Source organism: Microbacterium sp. LB12 (genome assembly GCF_037150835.1).
Taxonomy (GTDB): Bacteria; Actinomycetota; Actinomycetes; order Actinomycetales; family Microbacteriaceae; genus Microbacterium.
The window spans coordinates 18,099-36,295 of sequence record NZ_JBBCPF010000009.1 but is presented as its reverse complement, the minus strand read 5'-3'; the positions used below and the strand labels follow the sequence as shown (position 1 = coordinate 36,295).

General features: G+C 68.8%; 18 protein-coding genes. 1 reads left to right on the top strand and 17 read right to left on the bottom strand.

Features of this window, described 5'->3' with window-relative positions; genetic code table 11:
- Positions 1–60: 60 nt before the first annotated feature.
- The 17 genes from WFM69_RS15190 to WFM69_RS15110 all read right to left on the bottom strand — a co-directional run bounded on the left by WFM69_RS15190 (position 61) and on the right by WFM69_RS15110 (position 17,801).
- A complete protein-coding gene (locus tag WFM69_RS15190) occupies positions 61–441 on the bottom strand; it encodes a type II toxin-antitoxin system VapC family toxin (protein WP_337006100.1) in 381 nt (126 codons plus the stop codon).
- Entirely contained in the window at positions 438–695 is a 258-nt protein-coding gene (locus tag WFM69_RS15185; RefSeq protein WP_337006098.1) for a hypothetical protein, read from the bottom strand. Before WFM69_RS15185 ends, WFM69_RS15190 begins: the two co-directional genes overlap by 4 nt.
- A 38-nt stretch (positions 696–733) precedes the next feature.
- Entirely contained in the window at positions 734–2,311 is a 1,578-nt protein-coding gene (locus WFM69_RS15180) for a Rieske 2Fe-2S domain-containing protein (RefSeq protein ID WP_337006096.1), read from the bottom strand.
- Between the two features lie 81 nt (positions 2,312–2,392).
- Positions 2,393–5,353, bottom strand: coding sequence for a DEAD/DEAH box helicase (locus WFM69_RS15175; protein WP_337006094.1), 2,961 nt, complete (start codon positions 5,351–5,353; stop codon positions 2,393–2,395).
- 47 nt (positions 5,354–5,400) lie between these two features.
- Complete coding sequence (gene nusB / locus WFM69_RS15170) at positions 5,401–5,811, bottom strand: transcription antitermination factor NusB (RefSeq protein WP_337006092.1); 411 nt, start codon at positions 5,809–5,811, stop codon at positions 5,401–5,403.
- 3 nt (positions 5,812–5,814) lie between these two features.
- Positions 5,815–6,375: an elongation factor P gene (gene efp, locus WFM69_RS15165; RefSeq protein ID WP_183150055.1), complete on the bottom strand. Its 561-nt coding sequence runs from the start codon at positions 6,373–6,375 to the stop codon at positions 5,815–5,817.
- A gap of 55 nt (positions 6,376–6,430) precedes the next feature.
- A complete protein-coding gene (locus WFM69_RS15160; RefSeq protein WP_337006090.1) occupies positions 6,431–6,868 on the bottom strand; it encodes a type II 3-dehydroquinate dehydratase in 438 nt (145 codons plus the stop codon).
- Positions 6,865–7,953, bottom strand: a complete 1,089-nt coding sequence (gene aroB / locus WFM69_RS15155; RefSeq protein WP_337006089.1) for a 3-dehydroquinate synthase — start codon at positions 7,951–7,953, stop codon at positions 6,865–6,867. The genes WFM69_RS15160 and aroB overlap by 4 nt, the downstream gene beginning before the upstream one ends.
- A complete protein-coding gene (locus WFM69_RS15150) occupies positions 7,950–8,468 on the bottom strand; it encodes a shikimate kinase (protein ID WP_337006088.1) in 519 nt (172 codons plus the stop codon). The genes aroB and WFM69_RS15150 overlap by 4 nt, the downstream gene beginning before the upstream one ends.
- Positions 8,452–9,681 (bottom strand): chorismate synthase, encoded by a 1,230-nt coding sequence (gene aroC, locus WFM69_RS15145; RefSeq protein WP_337006087.1) that lies wholly within the window; start codon positions 9,679–9,681, stop codon positions 8,452–8,454. The genes WFM69_RS15150 and aroC overlap by 17 nt, the downstream gene beginning before the upstream one ends.
- Before the next feature lie 75 nt (positions 9,682–9,756).
- Positions 9,757–10,569 (bottom strand): shikimate dehydrogenase family protein, encoded by an 813-nt coding sequence (locus WFM69_RS15140; protein WP_337006086.1) that lies wholly within the window; start codon positions 10,567–10,569, stop codon positions 9,757–9,759.
- Between the two features lie 4 nt (positions 10,570–10,573).
- Positions 10,574–12,127, bottom strand: coding sequence for an endolytic transglycosylase MltG (mltG, locus tag WFM69_RS15135; protein ID WP_337006085.1), 1,554 nt, complete (start codon positions 12,125–12,127; stop codon positions 10,574–10,576).
- A 2-nt stretch (positions 12,128–12,129) separates the two neighbouring features.
- Positions 12,130–12,603 (bottom strand): Holliday junction resolvase RuvX, encoded by a 474-nt coding sequence (gene ruvX, locus WFM69_RS15130; protein WP_337006084.1) that lies wholly within the window; start codon positions 12,601–12,603, stop codon positions 12,130–12,132.
- Positions 12,600–15,260 carry an alanine--tRNA ligase gene (alaS, locus tag WFM69_RS15125; protein WP_337006083.1) on the bottom strand — a complete coding sequence of 887 codons (2,661 nt, stop codon included), beginning with the start codon at positions 15,258–15,260 and terminating at the stop codon, positions 12,600–12,602. Before alaS ends, ruvX begins: the two co-directional genes overlap by 4 nt.
- Before the next feature lie 55 nt (positions 15,261–15,315).
- Entirely contained in the window at positions 15,316–15,504 is a 189-nt protein-coding gene (locus tag WFM69_RS15120; RefSeq protein WP_017202147.1) for a hypothetical protein, read from the bottom strand.
- Positions 15,505–15,615: 111 nt separating this feature from the next.
- A complete protein-coding gene (gene rpsD, locus WFM69_RS15115) occupies positions 15,616–16,245 on the bottom strand; it encodes a 30S ribosomal protein S4 (protein WP_337006082.1) in 630 nt (209 codons plus the stop codon).
- A 185-nt stretch (positions 16,246–16,430) separates the two neighbouring features.
- The gene (locus WFM69_RS15110; protein ID WP_337006081.1) at positions 16,431–17,801 is read right to left on the bottom strand and encodes a replication-associated recombination protein A; all 1,371 of its coding nucleotides are present in this window, start codon (positions 17,799–17,801) and stop codon (positions 16,431–16,433) included.
- A 102-nt stretch (positions 17,802–17,903) separates the two neighbouring features.
- Here WFM69_RS15110 and WFM69_RS15105 point away from each other — a divergent pair, with 102 nt between their 5' ends.
- The gene (locus WFM69_RS15105; RefSeq protein WP_337006080.1) at positions 17,904–18,188 is read left to right on the top strand and encodes a hypothetical protein; all 285 of its coding nucleotides are present in this window, start codon (positions 17,904–17,906) and stop codon (positions 18,186–18,188) included.
- The last annotated feature ends 9 nt before the right edge of the window (positions 18,189–18,197 follow it).

The following is an 18,197-nucleotide window of genomic DNA, read 5'->3' as shown; positions in this document are numbered from 1 at the left end:
CCTTCTCCGCCTCACAGGACGGTGTTAAAGGTTGCTTGTGCTCTCAGTCTAGCGGAGCGCTCAGGCGCCGACGACGGTGACGCCACGTTCCCGGGCCACGTCGGCGAGTCGACGATCGAAGGTGGCCAATGTAGCCCCGAAGGCTTCCGCAGTGGCCAGCACAGCGCAGTCCGGAAGCTTGAGCGAGGAGGCGGCTCGCAGACGGGCGATGTGCACGGGTTCGTCCACGGTCTCTTCGCGCCTCAGCAACCCGAGGGAGTCGATCTTCGCGAGGTCGGCAAGATCGGTACCGCGACGCGCGGGGTGCACCAGCGTCTCCGCGAGCGTCAGAGGGTGGATCAGCAGTTCCTCCTCGGTATCGAGGATCTCGAACGCTGCATCCTGATGGGCGTCACCGACCGAGAGGTGCGCGATGAGCACCCCGGCGTCCAGCACGATCACTCCGGCCAGTCCTTCCGGAGATCTTCGAGGTAGCCGGGAGGGTACGCGATCGATCCCCTCGTGGCCTCCAGGGCCGCTCGTCGCGCCGCCCGCTTCGCCGAACGTCTGCCTGCGAGAGTCTCCGCGCCGAGCGCCGCCAGTCTTGCGACGAGTTCTGACCTCGGCACTCCCGGCCACTCCTGTTCCGCGAGCTCGAGTGCGTCGCGGAGCTGGGCGCTCTGGGTGACCTGAATCCGCGTCAGAGTGGTGGGCATGCCCTCAGAGTACCACCGGGGCATCGAGGTGGTACCGGTCAGCTGGCCTCCTGCAGCACGGGGTCGGTGACCTCGTCGATCTTGGAGGAGCGGATCGGGTGACCGGCGGTGGACAGGCAACGGCCGGTCTTCAGGTCCCACTTCCAGTCGTGCATGCTGCAGGTGAGGATGCCGTCCTCGTCGACCGTTCCAGTACGGGTGAGGTCGGCACGCAGGTGGGGGCAGCGACGCTGCACGGTCCACTCGCCGATCTCGGCGTCCTCGGTCTGGTCGGTCTGCTCCTGGTACCAGTTCTCGACGTACTCGATGCGGTCGACCGACAGGCACTTGAGGAATGTGGTGAGGAACTCGTTGAACTTGCCGCTGCGGCCCACCGAGAACTGCATCGACAGGAAGATCGAGTTCGACCAGTCGATCTCGTGGTCCTTGATGTTCGTGGAGACCAGGTCGGCGGGGATCGTGTACCAGTAGATGCACTCCTCGCCCGCGTACTCGCGGACCTTCGCGCGAGGGAAGTCGACGACCATGTCGAGGTCGCCGATGCGGAAGCGCACGCACCCGCCGACACCCAGCCTGATCGTGCGGGACTTCTTCAGCAGCGGCTCCCACCAGGTCTTGATCGCCTCGAGCATCTCGGCCGGAGGGATCACCTCGGCACGAGACGCCTCCTCGTCACGGATCTCCTGCTGCCGGCTCGCCCGCTGCTCCTCGAGGTAGTCCCACTTCTCGTCGTACATGTGCGCGATCTCGGCCTCGCTGTACAGCGTCTGCTCGGTCGTGACCTCTCCGCCGTCGATCGTGACGACCGTGCCGGGGATGAACAACTGCCCATCGTACTTCGGTGCGAGCTCCTTCATGTGCGCGAGGAACTGCTTCGAATCGGTGAAGATCGACTCGCCGTTCTTGCCGTAGCCGTTGAAGTCGAACAGGTCATCGCGCAGGAACATGGGCGGCCCGGCCATCGGGAACACGTGCGGGGCGTCGACCTTCTCGATGTAGTACATCGCACGCTTGTTCTGCGCGTCGCGCTTGAGCTGCGCGAAGTTCTGCTTGGCGTCGAGCGGGAGGTCGTAGACCATGGGCCACCAGATGGCGCCGGAGACCTGGGTGAAGTAGGCGACGGGCTTGCCGAAGTCGAGCAGCTTCTCGAGGTCGAGCGGGTGCGAGTCGTTCTGGTTGAGCATCGAGCCGGTGCCGTCGTCGACGCTCAGCGAGGAGTCGCCGATGGGGCCGTCGCTGGGAGCACGCAGCGGTGTGATCATCATCTTGAGCTCGCCGCGCTCGATCACCTGACCGGCGGGCGCGTACGTGATGTTCGTGTAGCCGAGCGCGCGGATGTCCTTCTCGAGGTCGTCGGTCGGGTACTCCGGCAGCAGCACCTCGATGTCCTTGCGGATGTAGCGCTCCAGCAGCTTCGGGTCGAAGTGGTCGCGGTGGCGGTGCGAGATCCAGAGGAAGTCGGCCTCGCGTCCGAGCCGCTCCCAGTCGAGGCCGCGGTTGTCGGGGAACGGGAACCAGGATCCGTAGAACGACGGTCCGAGCACGGGGTCGCAGATGATGTTGCCACCCACCGTCTCGATGAACATCCCCGCGTGGCCGAGTCCCGTGATCCGCATTGCATTCCTCCCGAAAGTGAACCGTTCGATTGTACCGACGGCTCCCTGAACGGCCGATCGACCCGGCCGTGAGTAATCCGCTCAGGCGTCGAAGAGTCCGCGGATGTCGTCGGCGGTGAGCGACTGCGCGAACAGGGCCTCATCGTCGAGCACGGCCGTGAACAGCCGCGCCTTGCGACGCTGCAGGTCGAGCACCTTCTCCTCGATCGTTCCGGTCGAGATCATGCGGTACACGAACACCTGGCTGTCCTGGCCGATGCGATGGGTGCGATCCACGGCCTGCGCCTCGGCGGCCGGGTTCCACCAGGGATCGAGCAGGAACACGTAGTCGGCCTCGGTCAGGGTGAGTCCGAACCCTCCGGCCTTGAGGCTGATCAGGAACACGGGCTGCTCCCCCGACGTGAACCCGTCCACGACCTTCTGGCGATGACGTGTGGAACCGTCGAGGTGCGCGTACGGGATACCGGCGGCATCGAGACGCGCGGCCGCCAGGTCGAGGAACGACGTGAACTGGCTGAACACCAGGGCACGGTGGCCTTCGGCCTGCAGCTCGACCACGCGTTCCAGCAGCACGTCGAGCTTGCGGGAGCCGATCTTCGCATCCTCGGGATCGATCAGCCCCGGAGCGAGGCTGAGCATGCGCATCAGCGTGAGCGAGCGGAACACGATGAATCGATTGCGGTCGAGGTCTTCCAGCAGCCCGAGCACCTTCTGCCGCTCCCGCTGCAGCACGGTCTCGTAGAGCGCCCGGTGCGACGCGCTGAGCTCGACCTCGAGGATCTGCTCCTGCTTGGCCGGGAGGTCGGGGGCCACGAGCTCTTTCGTGCGCCGCATCAGGAGCGGGCGGATGCGGCGGCGAAGCTGCGCAAGACGGCGCCGCCGGTAGTCGCCGCCTTCGGCGTTCTCGGGGACCTTGCCCTGCTCGATCGGCTGGATGTAGTCCTCGCGGAACTTGCGCGCGGAGGCGAAGAGGCCGGGGGCCGTCAGCTTGAGCAAGGCCCACAGCTCGCTCAGGCTGTTCTCCATCGGGGTGCCCGTCACGGCGAAGGTCACGTCAGCGGGGAACGACGCGATGGCGCGGTGCAGCTTGGTCGCGGGGTTCTTCACGAACTGCGCCTCGTCGAGGATGAGGCCTGCCCAGACCACACCGGCGAACGTGCTCTCGTCGAGTCGCGCGACGGCGTAGGTCGTGATGACGACGTCGACATCGTCCAGCGTTCCCCCCAACGACGGCCCCTGCGTGCTCGCTCGCAGCAGGACGCGCAGATCCGGGGCGAAGCGCTCGGCTTCGGTGCGCCAGGTCGCGAGGACCGACGTCGGCACGATCACCAGGAAAGGCCGCCTCTCCCCCGTCTCGCGCGCGTGCAGGATGAGTGCGAGCAACTGGAGCGTCTTCCCTAGCCCCATGTCGTCGGCGAGGATCCCGCCCAGACGATGACCCCAGAGGAAGGCGAGCCAGTCCAGCCCCTCCTTCTGGTACGGGCGGAGCTCGGCCTGGAGACCCCGCGGCAGCGTGACGGCCGGAACCGAGGTCGCCCGCCGCAGCCCCTCCGCGGTCGCACGCCAGCTGACGGCCGGAACGGCCTCGTCCGCGAGGTCCTCGAACTCCTCCCAGAGATCCGTCTGATAGCGGCTGATCCGCGGCCCGGTCTCCCACTCGTCGAGGCCACCCGACTCATCGATCAGCTCCCGCAGCCGGTCGAGGGCGCGGTGGCTCAACGAGAAGTACGTGCCATCCACGAGGAGGAGCTTCTTGCGCCCCTTGCTCAGTGCCGTGAACAGCGGTTCGAACGGGATCGTGCGGCCGTCGATCCTCACGAGGACGCCGAGGTCGAACCAGTCCGGATCGGTGCTCTCGACGGTGGAGACAGTGATCTCCGGCTCGCCGGTCAGTTCGTTGTAGGTCTTGCGGCGCCCGGACACCGTCACCTCGACGCCCTCGACCTCCAAGGCCGGTACGACCCGGGCCACGAACTCCGCGGCGGCGACGTCGTGGAACGACCCGGTCGGCGTCAGCTCCTCCCCCAGTCGCTCGGTCCAGACGGTCTCGAGTGCGCCGCGGAGCGACTCCTCGGCCGCCGGATCGCGCACCGCATGCCCGCTCGCCGCGAAGGGAACGCGGCCGAAGCCCGCGTACTCCCACTCGAATGCGTACTTCACCGTGTCGCCACGCAGGAACGACAGCTGCAGCATCGCGCGCGGGGCGGGCAGAGCGGGCAGCTCCACACGCCCGACCGACCTCACCTCGATACGGCGCGCGAGCAAGGGGTACGCGTCGTGGAGGAACGCGGACTCGTCCTCCGCGGGAACGGCGAGTCCGTTCCGGGCGCTGAGCAGGGCGTGGACGGACTCACTCACCGCCACCTCAGCGAGCGTCACGCGAAGCTGTGCGCCGCGCTGCGCGACCTCGTAGACGCCACTGTGACCGATCGTGCGCACGTCGAGAGGATCGGCGGTGCGCCCATCGATTGTGACATCGGGCAGCACCACGAGACCGCCGCCGGCGCCGCGTTCGACCGTCGCCCCGATCGACGCGCGATCTGCGAGCGCGACACTCGTGCTCTTCTGCGTCGCGACCAGCGGGATACCGAGATCAGCACCGGCCCGGAGGTGACCCCACAGCAGGCCCGACTCGATCAGATCAGCCACCAGCCAGTCGCCCGCCGTCCCCGAGAGGAGCGTGTCGCGGGCGATGCTCAGCAGATCGGCGAACCACCGCGAGCGGTCGCGGCCGTACTGCGTGGGCGATCGTCGCACGGCGTCCCACGTCGCCGTGCCCTGCACCCAGGAACCCGTCGCCGCGCTTCGCTCGAGCGGACGGATGCCGAGCAGGATCTCGCCGGTGCGCTTCGCCACATCCCGTGCGGTCGCCGAGCGCTGCGGACGCGACGCCCACGGATTCGCCCCGCGACCATCACGCAGGCGCAGTTCGACACCGAGCGCGAGCCACGCCTCGGCCCCGTCGGTCGGGCCCCCGAGGAGGGAACGCCACCCCGCCGACGATGAACCCTCCGCACGGGACGGGTCAGCGGGAAGGGGCATGCGCCCATCCTCTCCGATACCGCCGACACCGCCTCGGCTCGGCCGGTTCAGGCGGCGCGAGCCACCCGGGCGAGGACTCCGTGCACGAACGCACCGGAGTCGTCGGTCGAGAACTCCTTCGCGAGCTCCACGGCCTCGTCGATCGCGACCGCCGTGGGCACCTCGTCGTTGTAGACGATCTCCCACACCGCGATGCGGAGCAGAGCACGATCCACGGCAGGCATGCGCTCGAGCTTCCAGTCGCGGCTGTGGGTCGTGATGTACTCGTCGATCTCATCGCGCTGATCGATGATGCCGTCGACGATCTCCCGCGCGTACAGCCAGGAGGCCTCCCGCGCGGGCTCGCTCGCCGCGCGCTTCGCCTCGGCGGCCAGCGTGACCGCGAGGTCGTCGCCGCGCACGTCGGCAGAGAACAGGATGTCGAGAGCGCGCTTGCGCGCCTTCGTCCGGGCGCTCACGCCTTACTTCTCGCGGCCGAGGTAGTCACCCGTGCGGGTGTCGACCTTGACCTTGGTGCCGGCCTCGACGAACAGCGGGACCTGGATCTCGTAGCCGGTCTCGAGCGTCGCGGGCTTGGTGCCGGCCGACGAACGGTCTCCCTGCAGGCCGGGCTCGGTGTAGGTGATCTCGAGCACCACGGACGCCGGAAGGTCGATGTACAGCGGGTTGCCGTTGTTCAGCGCGATCGTGACGTTCTGGTTCTCGAGCAGGAAGTTCTTCGCGTCGCCGACCGTCGCGGCGCCGACGGTGATCTGGTCGAAGTCGGTCTGGTCCATGAACACGTAGCCGTCGCCGTCCGTGTACAGGTACGTGTAGTCGCGGCGGTCGACGTTCTCGATCTCGATCTTCGCGCCCGCGTTGTAGGTGCGGTCGACGACCTTCCCGGACACGACGTTCTTCAGCTTGGTGCGCACGAATGCGCCGCCCTTGCCGGGCTTGACGTGCTGGAACTCGATGACGCTCCAGAGCTGCCCGTCGATGCTGAGGACGACGCCGTTCTTGATGTCTGCGGTAGATGCCATGCGCTGCGAGTTCCGTTCGTGAGTCTGCGGGGTCGGACGAGACCGACAGTCGATTCTAAGGGATGAGCGCTGCGAGCTGACGCACGGCGTCCGCGTAGCCGTCGACACCACGCCCGACCACGCGCACCGACGCGACGTCATCCAGGTACGAGAAGTGGCGGAACTCCTCGCGCTGGTAGACGTCGGACATGTGCACCTCGGCGAACGGGAGCGCGACCCCCGTGAGCGCGTCGCGCAGCACCACGGAGGTGTGCGTCAGTCCGCCCGGGTTGATCACGATGCCGACGCAGTCCGCGCGGGCGGCGTGGATCGCGTCGATCAGAACGCCCTCGTGGTTGCTCTGCACCGCACGCACCTCGAACCCGGTCTCTGCGGCGGCCTCGGCCGTGATCCGCTCCACGTCGGCGAGCGTCGCGGTGCCGTACACCTCCGGCTCACGCGTGCCGAGCAGGTTCAGATTGGGACCGTTGACGAGCAGGATGCGCCGGGTCATGCGCCGACTTCCTGATAGGCGGTGAACAGCAGCGATTCGTCCGGGGCCTGCAGCACGGTGGGCTTGGCGATGTCGTCGAGCAGGATGAAGCGCAGCATGCCGCCGCGGCTCTTCTTGTCGCGCTGCATCGTCGCCAGCAGCTGCGGCCACGCGCCGGCACGGTAGGTCGTGGGAAGCCTGAGCGACTCGAGGATCGTGCGGTGGCGCTCGGCTGCCGCATCGGACAACCGGCCCGCGAGGCGCGAGAGCTCTGCGGCGTACAGCATCCCGACCGAGATCGCCGCGCCGTGGCGCCACCGGTACCGCTCGGCGTGCTCGATCGCGTGGCCGAGCGTGTGCCCGTAGTTGAGGATCTCCCGCAGACCCGCCTCGCGGAAGTCGTCGGACACGACCTTGGCCTTCATGTCGATCGCGAGCTCGACGGCGCGGCGGAACTCGTCCGTGGTGGTGTCGACCGCGCGAGCGGGATCCGCCTCGATGATGTCGAGGATCTCCGGCGCCCAGATGAACCCGGCCTTGACGACCTCGGCGAATCCGGCCGTCGCCTCGTTGGGGCTCAGGCTCGCCAGCTCGTCGAGATCGCCGATCACCGCGCGCGGCGCCCAGAACGCGCCGACGAGATTCTTGCCCTCCGCCGTGTTGACGCCCGTCTTGCCGCCCACGGAGGCATCGACGAGACCCAGCACGGTCGTGGGCACCTGGATCAGCTGCACTCCGCGCAGCCAGGTCGCAGCCACGAATCCGGCGAGGTCGGTGACCGCGCCGCCCCCGTAGCCCACGACGGCGTCACTGCGCGTGAAGTCGGCCTGTCCCATCACCTGCCAGCAGAAGGCTGCGACCTCGATGCGCTTGCCCTGCTCGGCGTCGGGGATCTCCGCGAGGAGCACTTCGCGCGGACCATCGGCCGTGTCGGCGAGAAGCCGGTCTCGCAGCTCGGCTGCGCGTGCGGCGAGCGTCGGCGGGTGCACCACGAGGATCTTGCGGACTCCCGGGGCGAGTGCGGCCGACACCTGGTCGAGCACACCGCGTCCGATCGTGATGTCGTAGGCGTCGCTACCGGTGACGCTGATGGTGGTCGTGCTCATCGTTGCTCTCTCTTCCATGCCACGATCTCGTCCGCGATCCGCTGCATCGGACGCCGTGATGTGTCGAACGTCGTCGAGGCGACCTCGGCGTACCAGCCTCGGCGCTCCTCGAAGATCCTCTTCCACCGCTCGAGCGGGTCCTCCCCCGCCAGGAGCGGTCGGCTGCTCCCCCGCAGCCGATCCGCCACCGCGTCGGCGCTCACTGTCAGGAAAACGACCGAGTGGTGCGTCAGCAGCTCACGCGTGGCAGGGTCCGTCACGGCGCCACCGCCGAGGGAGATCACACCGCCTTCGGCGACCGCCTCCGCGACCGCAAGACGCTCGAGGTCGCGGAAGTGCGCCTCACCGTGCTCGGCGAACAGCGCCGGGATCGGTCCGTGCGCCGCCACGATGCGCTTGTCGGTGTCCACGAACGGGACGCCGAGTCGACGCGCCACCCGGCGACCGACGCTGGTCTTGCCGGCGGCCATCGGTCCGACCAGCACCAGCGTCAACGGGTCAGCCGCGCTCGTCATGCGCGATGAGCGCCGCCTCGGACGCGGGAGTCGTGCGCAGTTCGGCGGGGATGCCGTCGAGGTACCCCTCCAGGTTGCGGCGGGTCTCGCGGATGCTGTCGCCGCCGAACTTCTCCAGCACGGCGTTCGCCAGCTCGATCGCAACCATGGCCTCGGCCACCACTCCCGCTGCGGGGACGGCGCACACGTCGGAGCGCTGGTGGTGCGCGGTGGCGACGTCTCCCGTCGCGATGTCGATCGTGCGCAGCGCATGCGGAACGGTGGCGATCGGCTTCATCCCGGCGCGCACGCGCAGCACGGTGCCCGTGGACATGCCGCCCTCGGTGCCCCCCGCACGGTCGGAGCCGCGAGTGATGCCATCTGCGGTCGCGAAGAGCTCGTCGTGGGCCGCGGAACCGCGTCGGCGCGTGGTCTCGAACCCGTCGCCGACCTCGACGCCCTTGATCGCCTGGATGCTCATGAGCGCCTGCGCGAGGCGCGCGTCGAGGCGACGGTCCCAGTGCACGTGGGAGCCGAGCCCCGGCGGAAGACCGTAGGCCAGCACCTCGACGATGCCGCCGAGCGTGTCGCCGTCCTTCTTCGCGTCGTCGACCTCGGCCACCATCAGCGCGGACGTGGAGGGGTCGAAGCAGCGGAGCGGATCGGCGTCCAGCACGTCCACATCGTCGGGAGTCGGCAGCGCGGCGCCGTCCGGCACCTGCACGGGACCGATCGACAGGGTGTGGCTGACGAGCCGGATCCCCAGCTCGCCGAGGAAGGAGCGCGCGATGGCGCCGAGCGCGACACGTGCCGCAGTCTCTCGGGCGCTCGCGCGCTCGAGGATCGGGCGTGCCTCGTCGAAGTCGTACTTCTGCATGCCCACGAGATCGGCGTGCCCCGGGCGCGGTCGCGTGAGCGGGGCGCTGCGTCCGCGCGACTTGTCTGTGAGCTCGATGGGCTCGGGGTTCATGACCTCGATCCACTTCGGCCACTCGGTGTTGCCGATACGCAGGGCGATCGGGCTGCCGAGGCTCTTGCCGTGGCGGACTCCGCCGGAGATCGTCAGCTCGTCCTGCTCGAACTTCATGCGCGAGCCGCGGCCATAGCCGAGCTTGCGCCGGGCGAGGTCGGCCTGGATGGCCTCGGAGGACACAGGGACGCCGGAGGGCAGGCCCTCCATGACGGCGATGAGTTCTGGGCCGTGGGATTCGCCGGCCGTGAGCACGCGGAGCATTGCTCCAGTCTCCCACGGGTTTCGGCCCGTGCCGCGCCGCGTTTCATCGCAGCAGCCGACGCCCGTCGATCCGCGTCAGAGCGCCGCGCGCATCGCCGCGACCACTACCTGCTCGTCGGGCAGTGCGGTCGAGGGATCACCGTGCAGGAAGATGCGGATCTGGCGTACGGCCTGATGCAGCAGCATCCCGAGTCCGGAGATCGCCGGACCGTCGCCCCATCCCGCCGCGAGAGCCGAGGGCCACGGGGCATAGGCCGCGTCGAACAACGCGCCGCCTGCCGCGGCCAGCGGGGTTGTCGTCTCGGCGGGGAGCGCAGTGCCGCTGGGCAGGGTCGCGATCGTCAGCGGGACTCCATGCGCAGCCGCATCGAGCGGATCGGCTGTCACGCGGATGCCGAGGCGGTCGCCGAGTGCCACGAGAGCAGCAGCGCGCTCCGGACGCCGCGCCCGCACGTCGATCCGTGTCGCGCCGATCTCGGCGGCGGCGACCAGCGCCGATGCGGCGGTGGCTCCGGCACCGAGAATACGCACGCCCTCGACCTCGGCGATGCCCGCTTCCGCCAACGCATCGACGATTCCACCCACGTCCGTGTTGAAACCCACCGGGCCGTCTCCGAGCAGCAGCGTGTTGACCGCCCCCGTGAGAGTCGCATGGCGATCACGCGAGGCGGCCGCACGGAACGCCTCCTCCTTCAGCGGCATGGTCAACGAGAGCCCGCGCCAGCTGTCATCGAGACCATCGAGAGCATCGGCGAAGGAAGTCGCCGCGACCTGACGCCGTCCGTACTCCCAGTCGAGTCCGAGCACCCGGTACGCGGCAGCGTGCAGGTCAGGTGACTTGGAATGCGCGATCGGGTCCCCCCAGACCGCGAGTCTCGTGCGCGTCACCGTATCAGCAGCCGGCGTCGGGGTTGGCCCGGCACCACTCGCGCCACTTCTCGATGCCCTGTTCGTGCTCGGCCATGGTCTCGGAGAACTGCGTCTCCCCCGTGGCCAGGTTGATCGTGACGAAGTAGAGCCACGGTCCGTCCTCGGGGTTCATGGCTGCCTTGATCGCGGCGTCGCTCGGGCTCGCGATCGGCGTCACGGGAAGCCCGGTGTGCACATAGGTGTTCCAGGGGTTGTCGTCCTCCAGCGCCTCCTTGGAGCTCGACACGACGCCCTCGTGCAGCGAGCCGTAGCCGTACTGCGCGGTCGAGTCCATCTGCAGCTTCATATCGATGTCGAGGCGGTTCTGAATCACTCGCGACACCTTCGCGAAGTCGTCCAGCCGCCCCTCGCGTTGGATGATCGACGCGATCGTCAGCACGCGCTCCTCATCCCCGGCAGGCACACCGGCCGCGGCGAGCGATTCCCGGGTGCGATCGACCATCCGCTGGATCACCTGCGTTGCCGTCACCCCGGGATCGAACTGGTAGACGGCCGGGAACAACCACCCCTCGAGGCTCTGCGCGGCGACGCCGTACGCAGAGGGGTCGGCGACGGCCGCCTCGAAATCGGCGAGCGGAATCCCTAGCGTCTCGGCCATGCCCGGCAGCTCCGAGGCGATGGTTCCGCCCTCGGTGAGACCCACCGCATTCGCCACCCGGTTGTCCTCGTTCTTGAGCGCTTCGAGAGCGGCCTCGGCCGTCATCTTCTTCTGCAGGGTGTACACGCCGGGATAGAACGTGACGGCGATGTTCTCATCGATCAGGTAGTCGTAGAAGACGTCCTTCGTCTTGGTGACACCGGCGTCGAACAGCGCGGCGGAAACCGGTGCTCCGGTGTCACCCTGCCTGATCGTCACCGTCGTCTCGCCGGTGGCCATCCCCGGCTCCCAGTCCTTCGGCTCACCCCAGCCCATGGCGTCGCTGATCTTCTCGCCGTAGACGCTCCAGGCCCAGGCGCCACCCGCGGCGATGCCGCCGAGCACGGCGAGGACGATGATCAGCGCGATCAGGCATCCCTTGCGCCGCTTCTTCTTCGGACGCGCGGCCGCATGGTCGTCATGGGGCGCGAAGAGGTCGTCGAGTCCGCCGCCGATGGCCGGCTCGGGAGGGGTCGGCGCAGCCGGACCGGCCTCGGCGACCTTCGGAATCACGCGCGTGGGCGTGTCCGCGGCATCCGCAGAAGCGCGGACGGGGGTCGGCGACGGCGCGGCGTCGTGAGCGCTGACGGCATCGTCCGCGGACGAGCGCACCGGCACGGGAGACGGTTCGACGGACGCATCCGGGGTGCCTCCGCGCGGCGTCCCTGCCGCGTCGGGCGATGCCGCGCCGGGCGATACCGCGTCGCGTGGTGCTGTCTCGCCGGCCGCTGCCGCGCGAGCCGCGCGTCGAGAGCCCGGAGCGGGAGCGCTGTTGTCGACGGTCGGGATCTGCCGCGTGGGCTCCGGCAGATTCCCGAACAGGTCGCCGAGGCGGGAGTCGGGATCATTGCGGGGCGTTGCGCTGTCACGTTCGGACATCGTCAGGCGTGCTCCTCGTCAGACGGGATCGTGGCTCCGGCCGGGTTTCCGGTGCTCTTCTCCATGTCGATCGCCTGCTGCAGAAGCACCACTGCGGCGACCTGATCCACAATGCTACGAGACTTCTTCTGTGATCTCCCGGAACTGCGCAGCGCTGCGTGTGCGGTCACGGTGCTGAGTCGCTCGTCGACGAGCCGCACGGGAGTGCCGCTCTGCCGCTGCAGAGCGGCCGCGAACTCCCGCGCATCCGTTGTCGACGGGGTGTCGGTCCCCTGCATGTTCACAGGGAGGCCGACCACGAATTCCAGCGGTTCGTACTCCCCCGCGATCGCGATGATGCGGTCGATCGACGCCTCGTCCCTGGCCACCGTCTCGACCGGCACGGCGAGCATCCCGTCGGGGTCGCAGCGCGCGACGCCGACCCGTGCACGTCCGACATCGATGCCGAGCCGCACTCCGCGGCGAAAACCGCTCACGCGACGTGCAACTCCTGCGCGATGGCCTCGAGCGCCGCCGGCAGAGCCGCCGCATCCGAACCGCCGCCCTGAGCGACATCGTCACGACCGCCCCCGCCGCCGCCGAGCACACCCGCGGCGCGCTTCGCAAGCGCTCCTGCCTTGGCGCCTGCGGCCCGTGCGGCATCGTTCGTCGCGACCACCACGACGGGGCGACCGCCCACCACGGCACCGAGCGCGACCACGGCCGCGTCCGAGCCCACTCGGTCGCGCACGCCGTTCACGAGGTCCCGCACGTCGTCGGCCGATGCCACCTCGCCGAGGTTCTGCGCAGCCAGACGGAATGCTCCGACCCGGGTCGCGGCGTCGACGATGGCCGGCACCTGTCCGGCACGCTCCTTCGCCTCGAACTGCGCGATGCGCTTCTCCGCGGCCTTCAGGCTCGCCGTCAGATCGGCGATGCGCTCGGGCAGCTGCTCGCGGGGGGTCTTCAGCGAGCTGGTCAGCTGCGACACGATCGCCCGCTCCGCCGCGAGCTCACGGAACGCGTCCGCGCCCACGAGTGCTTCGATACGGCGGTTGGACGCGCCGACCGACGACTCTCCGACCAGGCTGACGAGCCCGATCTCGGCGCTCGTGCTGACGTGCGTGCCTGCACATAGTTCACGCGACCAGGGGCCGCCGATGTCGACCATGCGCACGACATCGCCGTACTTCTCGCCGAACAGCGCCATGGCACCCGCTTCCTTCGCCTCGTCGAGCGAGACGATGCGCGTGGTCACCTCGAGCGCGTCCTGCACGGCACGGTTCGTGATCTCCTCGATCTCGCTGCGCGTGTCGGCGGAGAGCGCCTGCGACCAGGCGAAGTCGAAGCGCATGTAGCCGGCGCGGTTCAAGGATCCGGCCTGGGTGGCCGTGGGTCCGAGGGTGTCACGGAGAGCAGCATGGACGAGGTGCGTGGCAGAGTGCGCCTGACGCGCAGCGCGACGGTTGGCGGCATCCACCACCGTGGTGGCGACGTCGTCGACCGCGACGCTGCCGCGCGTGACCTCGACGGTGTGGCTGATGAGTCCCGGCACCGGCTTCTGCACGTCGATCACCTCGAGCACGTAGCCCGGACCGACGATCGTGCCCTTGTCGGCGACCTGCCCACCGGACTCGGCGTACAGCGTGGTCTCGGCGAGCACCACCTCGGCGATCTGGCCCTCGGATGCGCTCCGGACCGGCACGCCGTCGACGAGCAACCCGAGCACGCGGGACTCCACCTCGAGCGCGGTGTAGCCGTCGAAGCCGGTCTCGCCGAGCGCCCGCAGGTCACGGTAGACCGAGACGTCCGCGAGCTGACGCTTGCGATTGCGGGCGTCATCCTTGGCGCGCTGACGCTGCTCCTGCATGAGCGTGTCGAACGCGGCACGGTCGACGTCGAGTCCCGCCTCCTCCGCCACCTCGAGCGTCAGGTCGATCGGGAAGCCGTAGGTGTCGTGCAGCAGGAACGCCTCGGGACCGCTGAGGGTCTTCCCGCCACCCTTCTTCGTCTCATCCAGGGCCAGGTCGAGGATCGTGGAGCCGGCGACGAGCGTGCGGCGGAACGTCTCCTCCTCCGCGAACGCCGACGCGGACAGGATCGACCAGTCCTTCTCGAGCTCCGGATAGACGGCCTTCATCGCGTCGCGGGAGGCGGCGAACAGCTCGGGGAAGGTCGGCTCATCGACGCCGAGCAGACGCATGGCGCGGACGGTGCGGCGCATCAGACGGCGCAGGATGTACCCGCGTCCCTCGTTCGAGGGCCGGACGCCGTCGGAGAGCAGCATGAGAGAGGAGCGCACGTGGTCCGCGATGACGCGGAAGCGGACGTCGTCCTCGTGGGATGCGCCGTAGCGCCGTCCGGAGAGCTCGACGGCGCGATCGAGGACGGGGCGCACCTGGTCGGTCTCGTACATGTTCTCGACGCCCTGCTTGAGGAAGGCGACGCGCTCGAGCCCCATGCCGGTGTCGATGTTCTTCATCGGCAGCTCGCCGACGATGTCGAACTCCGTCTTGCCGCGGATGTTCTCGATGAAGTCCTGCATGAACACGAGGTTCCAGATCTCCAGGAACCGGGTGTCGTCTGCGGCCGGGCCGCCGTCCTTGCCGTAGGACGGACCACGGTCGAAGAAGATCTCCGAGTCGGGGCCGCCGGGGCCGGGCTGTCCGGTGTTCCAGTAGTTGTCGGCGCGACCCAGGCGCTGGATGCGCTCCGGCTTCAGTCCGATGATGTCGCGCCAGATCGCCTCGGCCTCGTCGTCGGTCTCGTAGACCGTGACCCACAGGTCCTTCTCGTCGAAGCCCATGCCGCCGTCGGACTCGGAGCTCGTCAGCAGCTCCCAGGCGTAGCGGATGGCGCCTTCCTTGAAGTAGTCGCCGAACGACCAGTTGCCCAGCATCTGGAAGAACGTGCCGTGACGAGCGGTGCGCCCGACCTCTTCGATGTCGTTGGTGCGGATGCACTTCTGCAGGTCGGCGATGCGCGGGTGCGGTGCGGGAACGACGCCCGTGAGGTACGGGATCATCGGCACCATGCCGGCGACCGTGAAGAGCAGGGACGGGTCGTCGCTGACGAGGGAGGCCGAAGGGACGATGAGGTGGTCGTTCTTCTCGAAGAAGTCGAGGTAACGCTGCGCGATCTCCGCAGTTTTCATAGAGTGCCGGGTGTCCTTGCGTGAAGATGCCGCGCCGAGGCGCTGCTGCGGTGGTTCAGTTGTCGCCCGGCTCCGTGAGCCGTGCCTCCTGCTCGCGGTAGGCGTCGCCGAGGATCGCGGTGAATCCGTTGATCCGTGCGTCGACCTCGGCGAGGATGTCGTGACCGCGCGGGTCCTTGTTCATGAAGTGAGCCGCGACGAAGCCGCCGATCACACCGATCAGGAACCACAGCACGTTCTTCATGTCGTCATCCTTGCCCTTGACCCGCGAAGGCGCGGTGTCACCATCGTATGCGGAAACGACAAGAGGCGTCGGGAATCCCGACGCCTCTTGCGCGATTGCTCGATCGCTGGATCAGCGAGCGGCGTAGTACTCGACGACGAGCTGCACTTCGCAGGTCACGGGGACCTCGGCGCGATTCGGACGACGGACCAGACGAGCCTGGAGCTTGTCGAGCTCGACCTCGAGGTAGCCGGGAACGGGGGGCAGAACCTCGGCGTGACCACCGGCTGCTGCCACCTGGAAGGGCTCGGTGCCCTCGCTCTTGGCCTTGACGTGGATGAGCTGGCCCGGCTTCACGCGGAACGACGGGCGGTCGACGAGCTGGCCGTCGACGAGGATGTGACGGTGCACGACGAGCTGGCGAGCCTGTGCGGTGGTGCGGGCGAAGCCCGAACGCAGCACGAGAGCGTCGAGACGCATCTCGAGGAGCTCGACCAGGTTCTCACCGGTCAGGCCCTCCTGGCGGCGAGCCTCGTTGAACGTGTTGCGCATCTGCTTCTCGCGGATGCCGTACTGCTCGCGAAGACGCTGCTTCTCACGCAGACGGACGGCGTAGTCGCTGTCGGCCTTGCGCTTGGTGCGGCCGTGCTCACCCGGAGCGTAGGGACGCTTCTCGAGGTAGCGGGCGGCCTTCGGGGTGAGCGGGATGCCGAGGGCACGGCTCAGACGCACCTTGCGGCGGTCCTGGGACTTCGTGGTCACGAAGTGTTCCTTCCGATGACGTGGTCGCGTCTCTCGCGACTCACGGACGTATCGTCCGCGTTCTGCCTGTGCAGCGCACGCCGGGGCGCTGGCAGAGGTGGGGTGTGAACGAGGAGATGCCCGAAAACTCGGTTTCGAGCCGATCAAGTCTAACAGATCACCGTTCCGCGGCCGGCGGGACCGTGTCAGCGGTCGCCGAGGATCCGGCGGATGCGCTCGAGGCGTGCCGCGATGTCGCGCTCCGCGCCGAGGTTCTTCGGCTCGTAGTAGTGCGTGCCGTCCAGCTCGTCGGGAAGATACTGCTGCGGCACGATCCCGTACTCGCTGTCGTGCGAGTAGACGTAGCCGCGGCCATGACCGAGCCGCTTCGCACCCGGGTAGTGGGCATCCCGGAGGTGCAGCGGCACGCGCCCGAAGCCACCGGCGCGGATGTCGGCGATCGCGGCGTCGATGCCCACGTACGCCGCGTTCGACTTGGCGGTCGTCGCGAGATAGACCGTGGCCTCGGCGAGCGGGATGCGCCCCTCCGGCATCCCGATGAACGCGACAGCATCGGCGGCGGCGACCGCGATGCCGAGCGCCTGCGGGTCGGCCAGGCCCACGTCTTCCGAGGCCGAGATCACCAGGCGTCGCGCGATGAAGCGCGGATCCTCCCCCGCCTCGATCATCCGCGCGAGGTAGTGCAGCGCGGCATCCGGATCGGACCCCCGGATCGACTTGATGAAGGCGCTGATCACGTCGTAGTGCTCGTCGCCCTGCCGGTCGTACCGCAGTAGCGCCTTGTCGACGGCCTGCGCGATGTCGTCCGCGGAGACCTCCGGCACAGCGTCGTCGCTACCGTCCTCGTCGGGCTCGTCTGCGGCATCGGCAGCGGATGCGTACGACAGGGCCACGGCCGCTCCCGCCTCCAACCCGGTCAGGGCGCGCCGGGCGTCACCCGACGCGAGCCGCACCAGAGCGGAGCGCGCCTCGTCGCTCAGGGTCACGGCACCGTGCAGGCCGCGGGCGTCGACGACAGCGCGGTCCACGAGCAGCCCGATGTCGTCGTCGGTCAGGGGTTGGAGTGTCAAGAGCAGCGAACGCGACAGCAGCGGCGAGATAACCGAGAACGACGGGTTCTCGGTCGTCGCTGCGATGAGGATGACCCAGCCGTTCTCGACACCGGGGAGGAGCGCGTCCTGCTGGGCCTTCGTGAAGCGATGGATCTCGTCGAGGAAGAGGATCGTGGTCTGACCGTAGAGGTCACGCTGGGTGATCGCCTCCTGCATGACCTCACGGACGTCCTTCACGCCCGCCGTGATCGCCGAGAGCTCGACGAAACGGCGTCCGGACGACCGGGCGATCGCCTGTGCGAGGGTCGTCTTCCCCGTGCCGGGCGGACCCCACAGGATGATCGACACCGCCCCCGGTGATGCCGCCGCCGGGTCCGCGAGGGCGACGATCGGGGAGCCGGCGCGCAGCAGATGACGCTGTCCGGCGACCTCGTCGAGGGAAACCGGTCGCATGCGCACGGCGAGGGGCGTCTGCCCGGAGAGCAGCGCGGCGGAGGAGGTCATCCCTCCAGGCTAACGGCGACCCCCGACACTCCGGCGTACTCCCGGTCCCGGTAGGCTCACAGGCGACGTCGGGAAGCGGCGTCGGGACGGGAGATCCAGGGCATGGTCGCACGCGGTTCGAAGAACGCACAGGCGCGTACGTCGGCGGAACGCGCACGACTGCACACGGCGCGCACCCAGTGGCACGACGGGCAGATCCGCCGCCGTGTCCGCGACAACACGATCGCCGCCATCGTCGGCGGCCTCGTGGTCGTCGCGGCGATCGGCAGCCAGGTCGTGCATGCGCAGGTCACCGCGCCCGAGCCTTCCCCGTCACCGTCTGTGGCACCGTCGACCGGCCCCACCGAGACGCCGGCCCCGACGCCGTCGGAGGCACCGGCCGAGTGAGCGCCCGTT

Bases quoted from the DNA above. Each gene is read 5' to 3' on its own strand.
- mltG (WP_337006085.1), bottom strand. From the start codon at position 12,127: ATGTCCGAACGTGACAGCGCAACGCCCCGCAATGATCCCGACTCCCGC.
- WFM69_RS15120 (WP_017202147.1), bottom strand. From the start codon at position 15,504: ATGAAGAACGTGCTGTGGTTCCTGATCGGTGTGATCGGCGGCTTCGTC.
- WFM69_RS15160 (WP_337006090.1), bottom strand. From the start codon at position 6,868: ATGACCCGGCGCATCCTGCTCGTCAACGGTCCCAATCTGAACCTGCTC.
- WFM69_RS15185 (WP_337006098.1), bottom strand. From the start codon at position 695: ATGCCCACCACTCTGACGCGGATTCAGGTCACCCAGAGCGCCCAGCTC.
- WFM69_RS15105 (WP_337006080.1), top strand. From the start codon at position 17,904: ATGGTCGCACGCGGTTCGAAGAACGCACAGGCGCGTACGTCGGCGGAA.
- WFM69_RS15150 (WP_337006088.1), bottom strand. From the start codon at position 8,468: ATGACGAGCGCGGCTGACCCGTTGACGCTGGTGCTGGTCGGACCGATG.
- alaS (WP_337006083.1), bottom strand. From the start codon at position 15,260: ATGAAAACTGCGGAGATCGCGCAGCGTTACCTCGACTTCTTCGAGAAG.
- WFM69_RS15180 (WP_337006096.1), bottom strand. From the start codon at position 2,311: ATGCGGATCACGGGACTCGGCCACGCGGGGATGTTCATCGAGACGGTG.
- aroC (WP_337006087.1), bottom strand. From the start codon at position 9,681: ATGCTCCGCGTGCTCACGGCCGGCGAATCCCACGGCCCAGAACTCATC.
- efp (WP_183150055.1), bottom strand. From the start codon at position 6,375: ATGGCATCTACCGCAGACATCAAGAACGGCGTCGTCCTCAGCATCGAC.
- aroB (WP_337006089.1), bottom strand. From the start codon at position 7,953: ATGAGCACGACCACCATCAGCGTCACCGGTAGCGACGCCTACGACATC.
- WFM69_RS15175 (WP_337006094.1), bottom strand. From the start codon at position 5,353: ATGCCCCTTCCCGCTGACCCGTCCCGTGCGGAGGGTTCATCGTCGGCG.
- WFM69_RS15110 (WP_337006081.1), bottom strand. From the start codon at position 17,801: ATGACCTCCTCCGCCGCGCTGCTCTCCGGGCAGACGCCCCTCGCCGTG.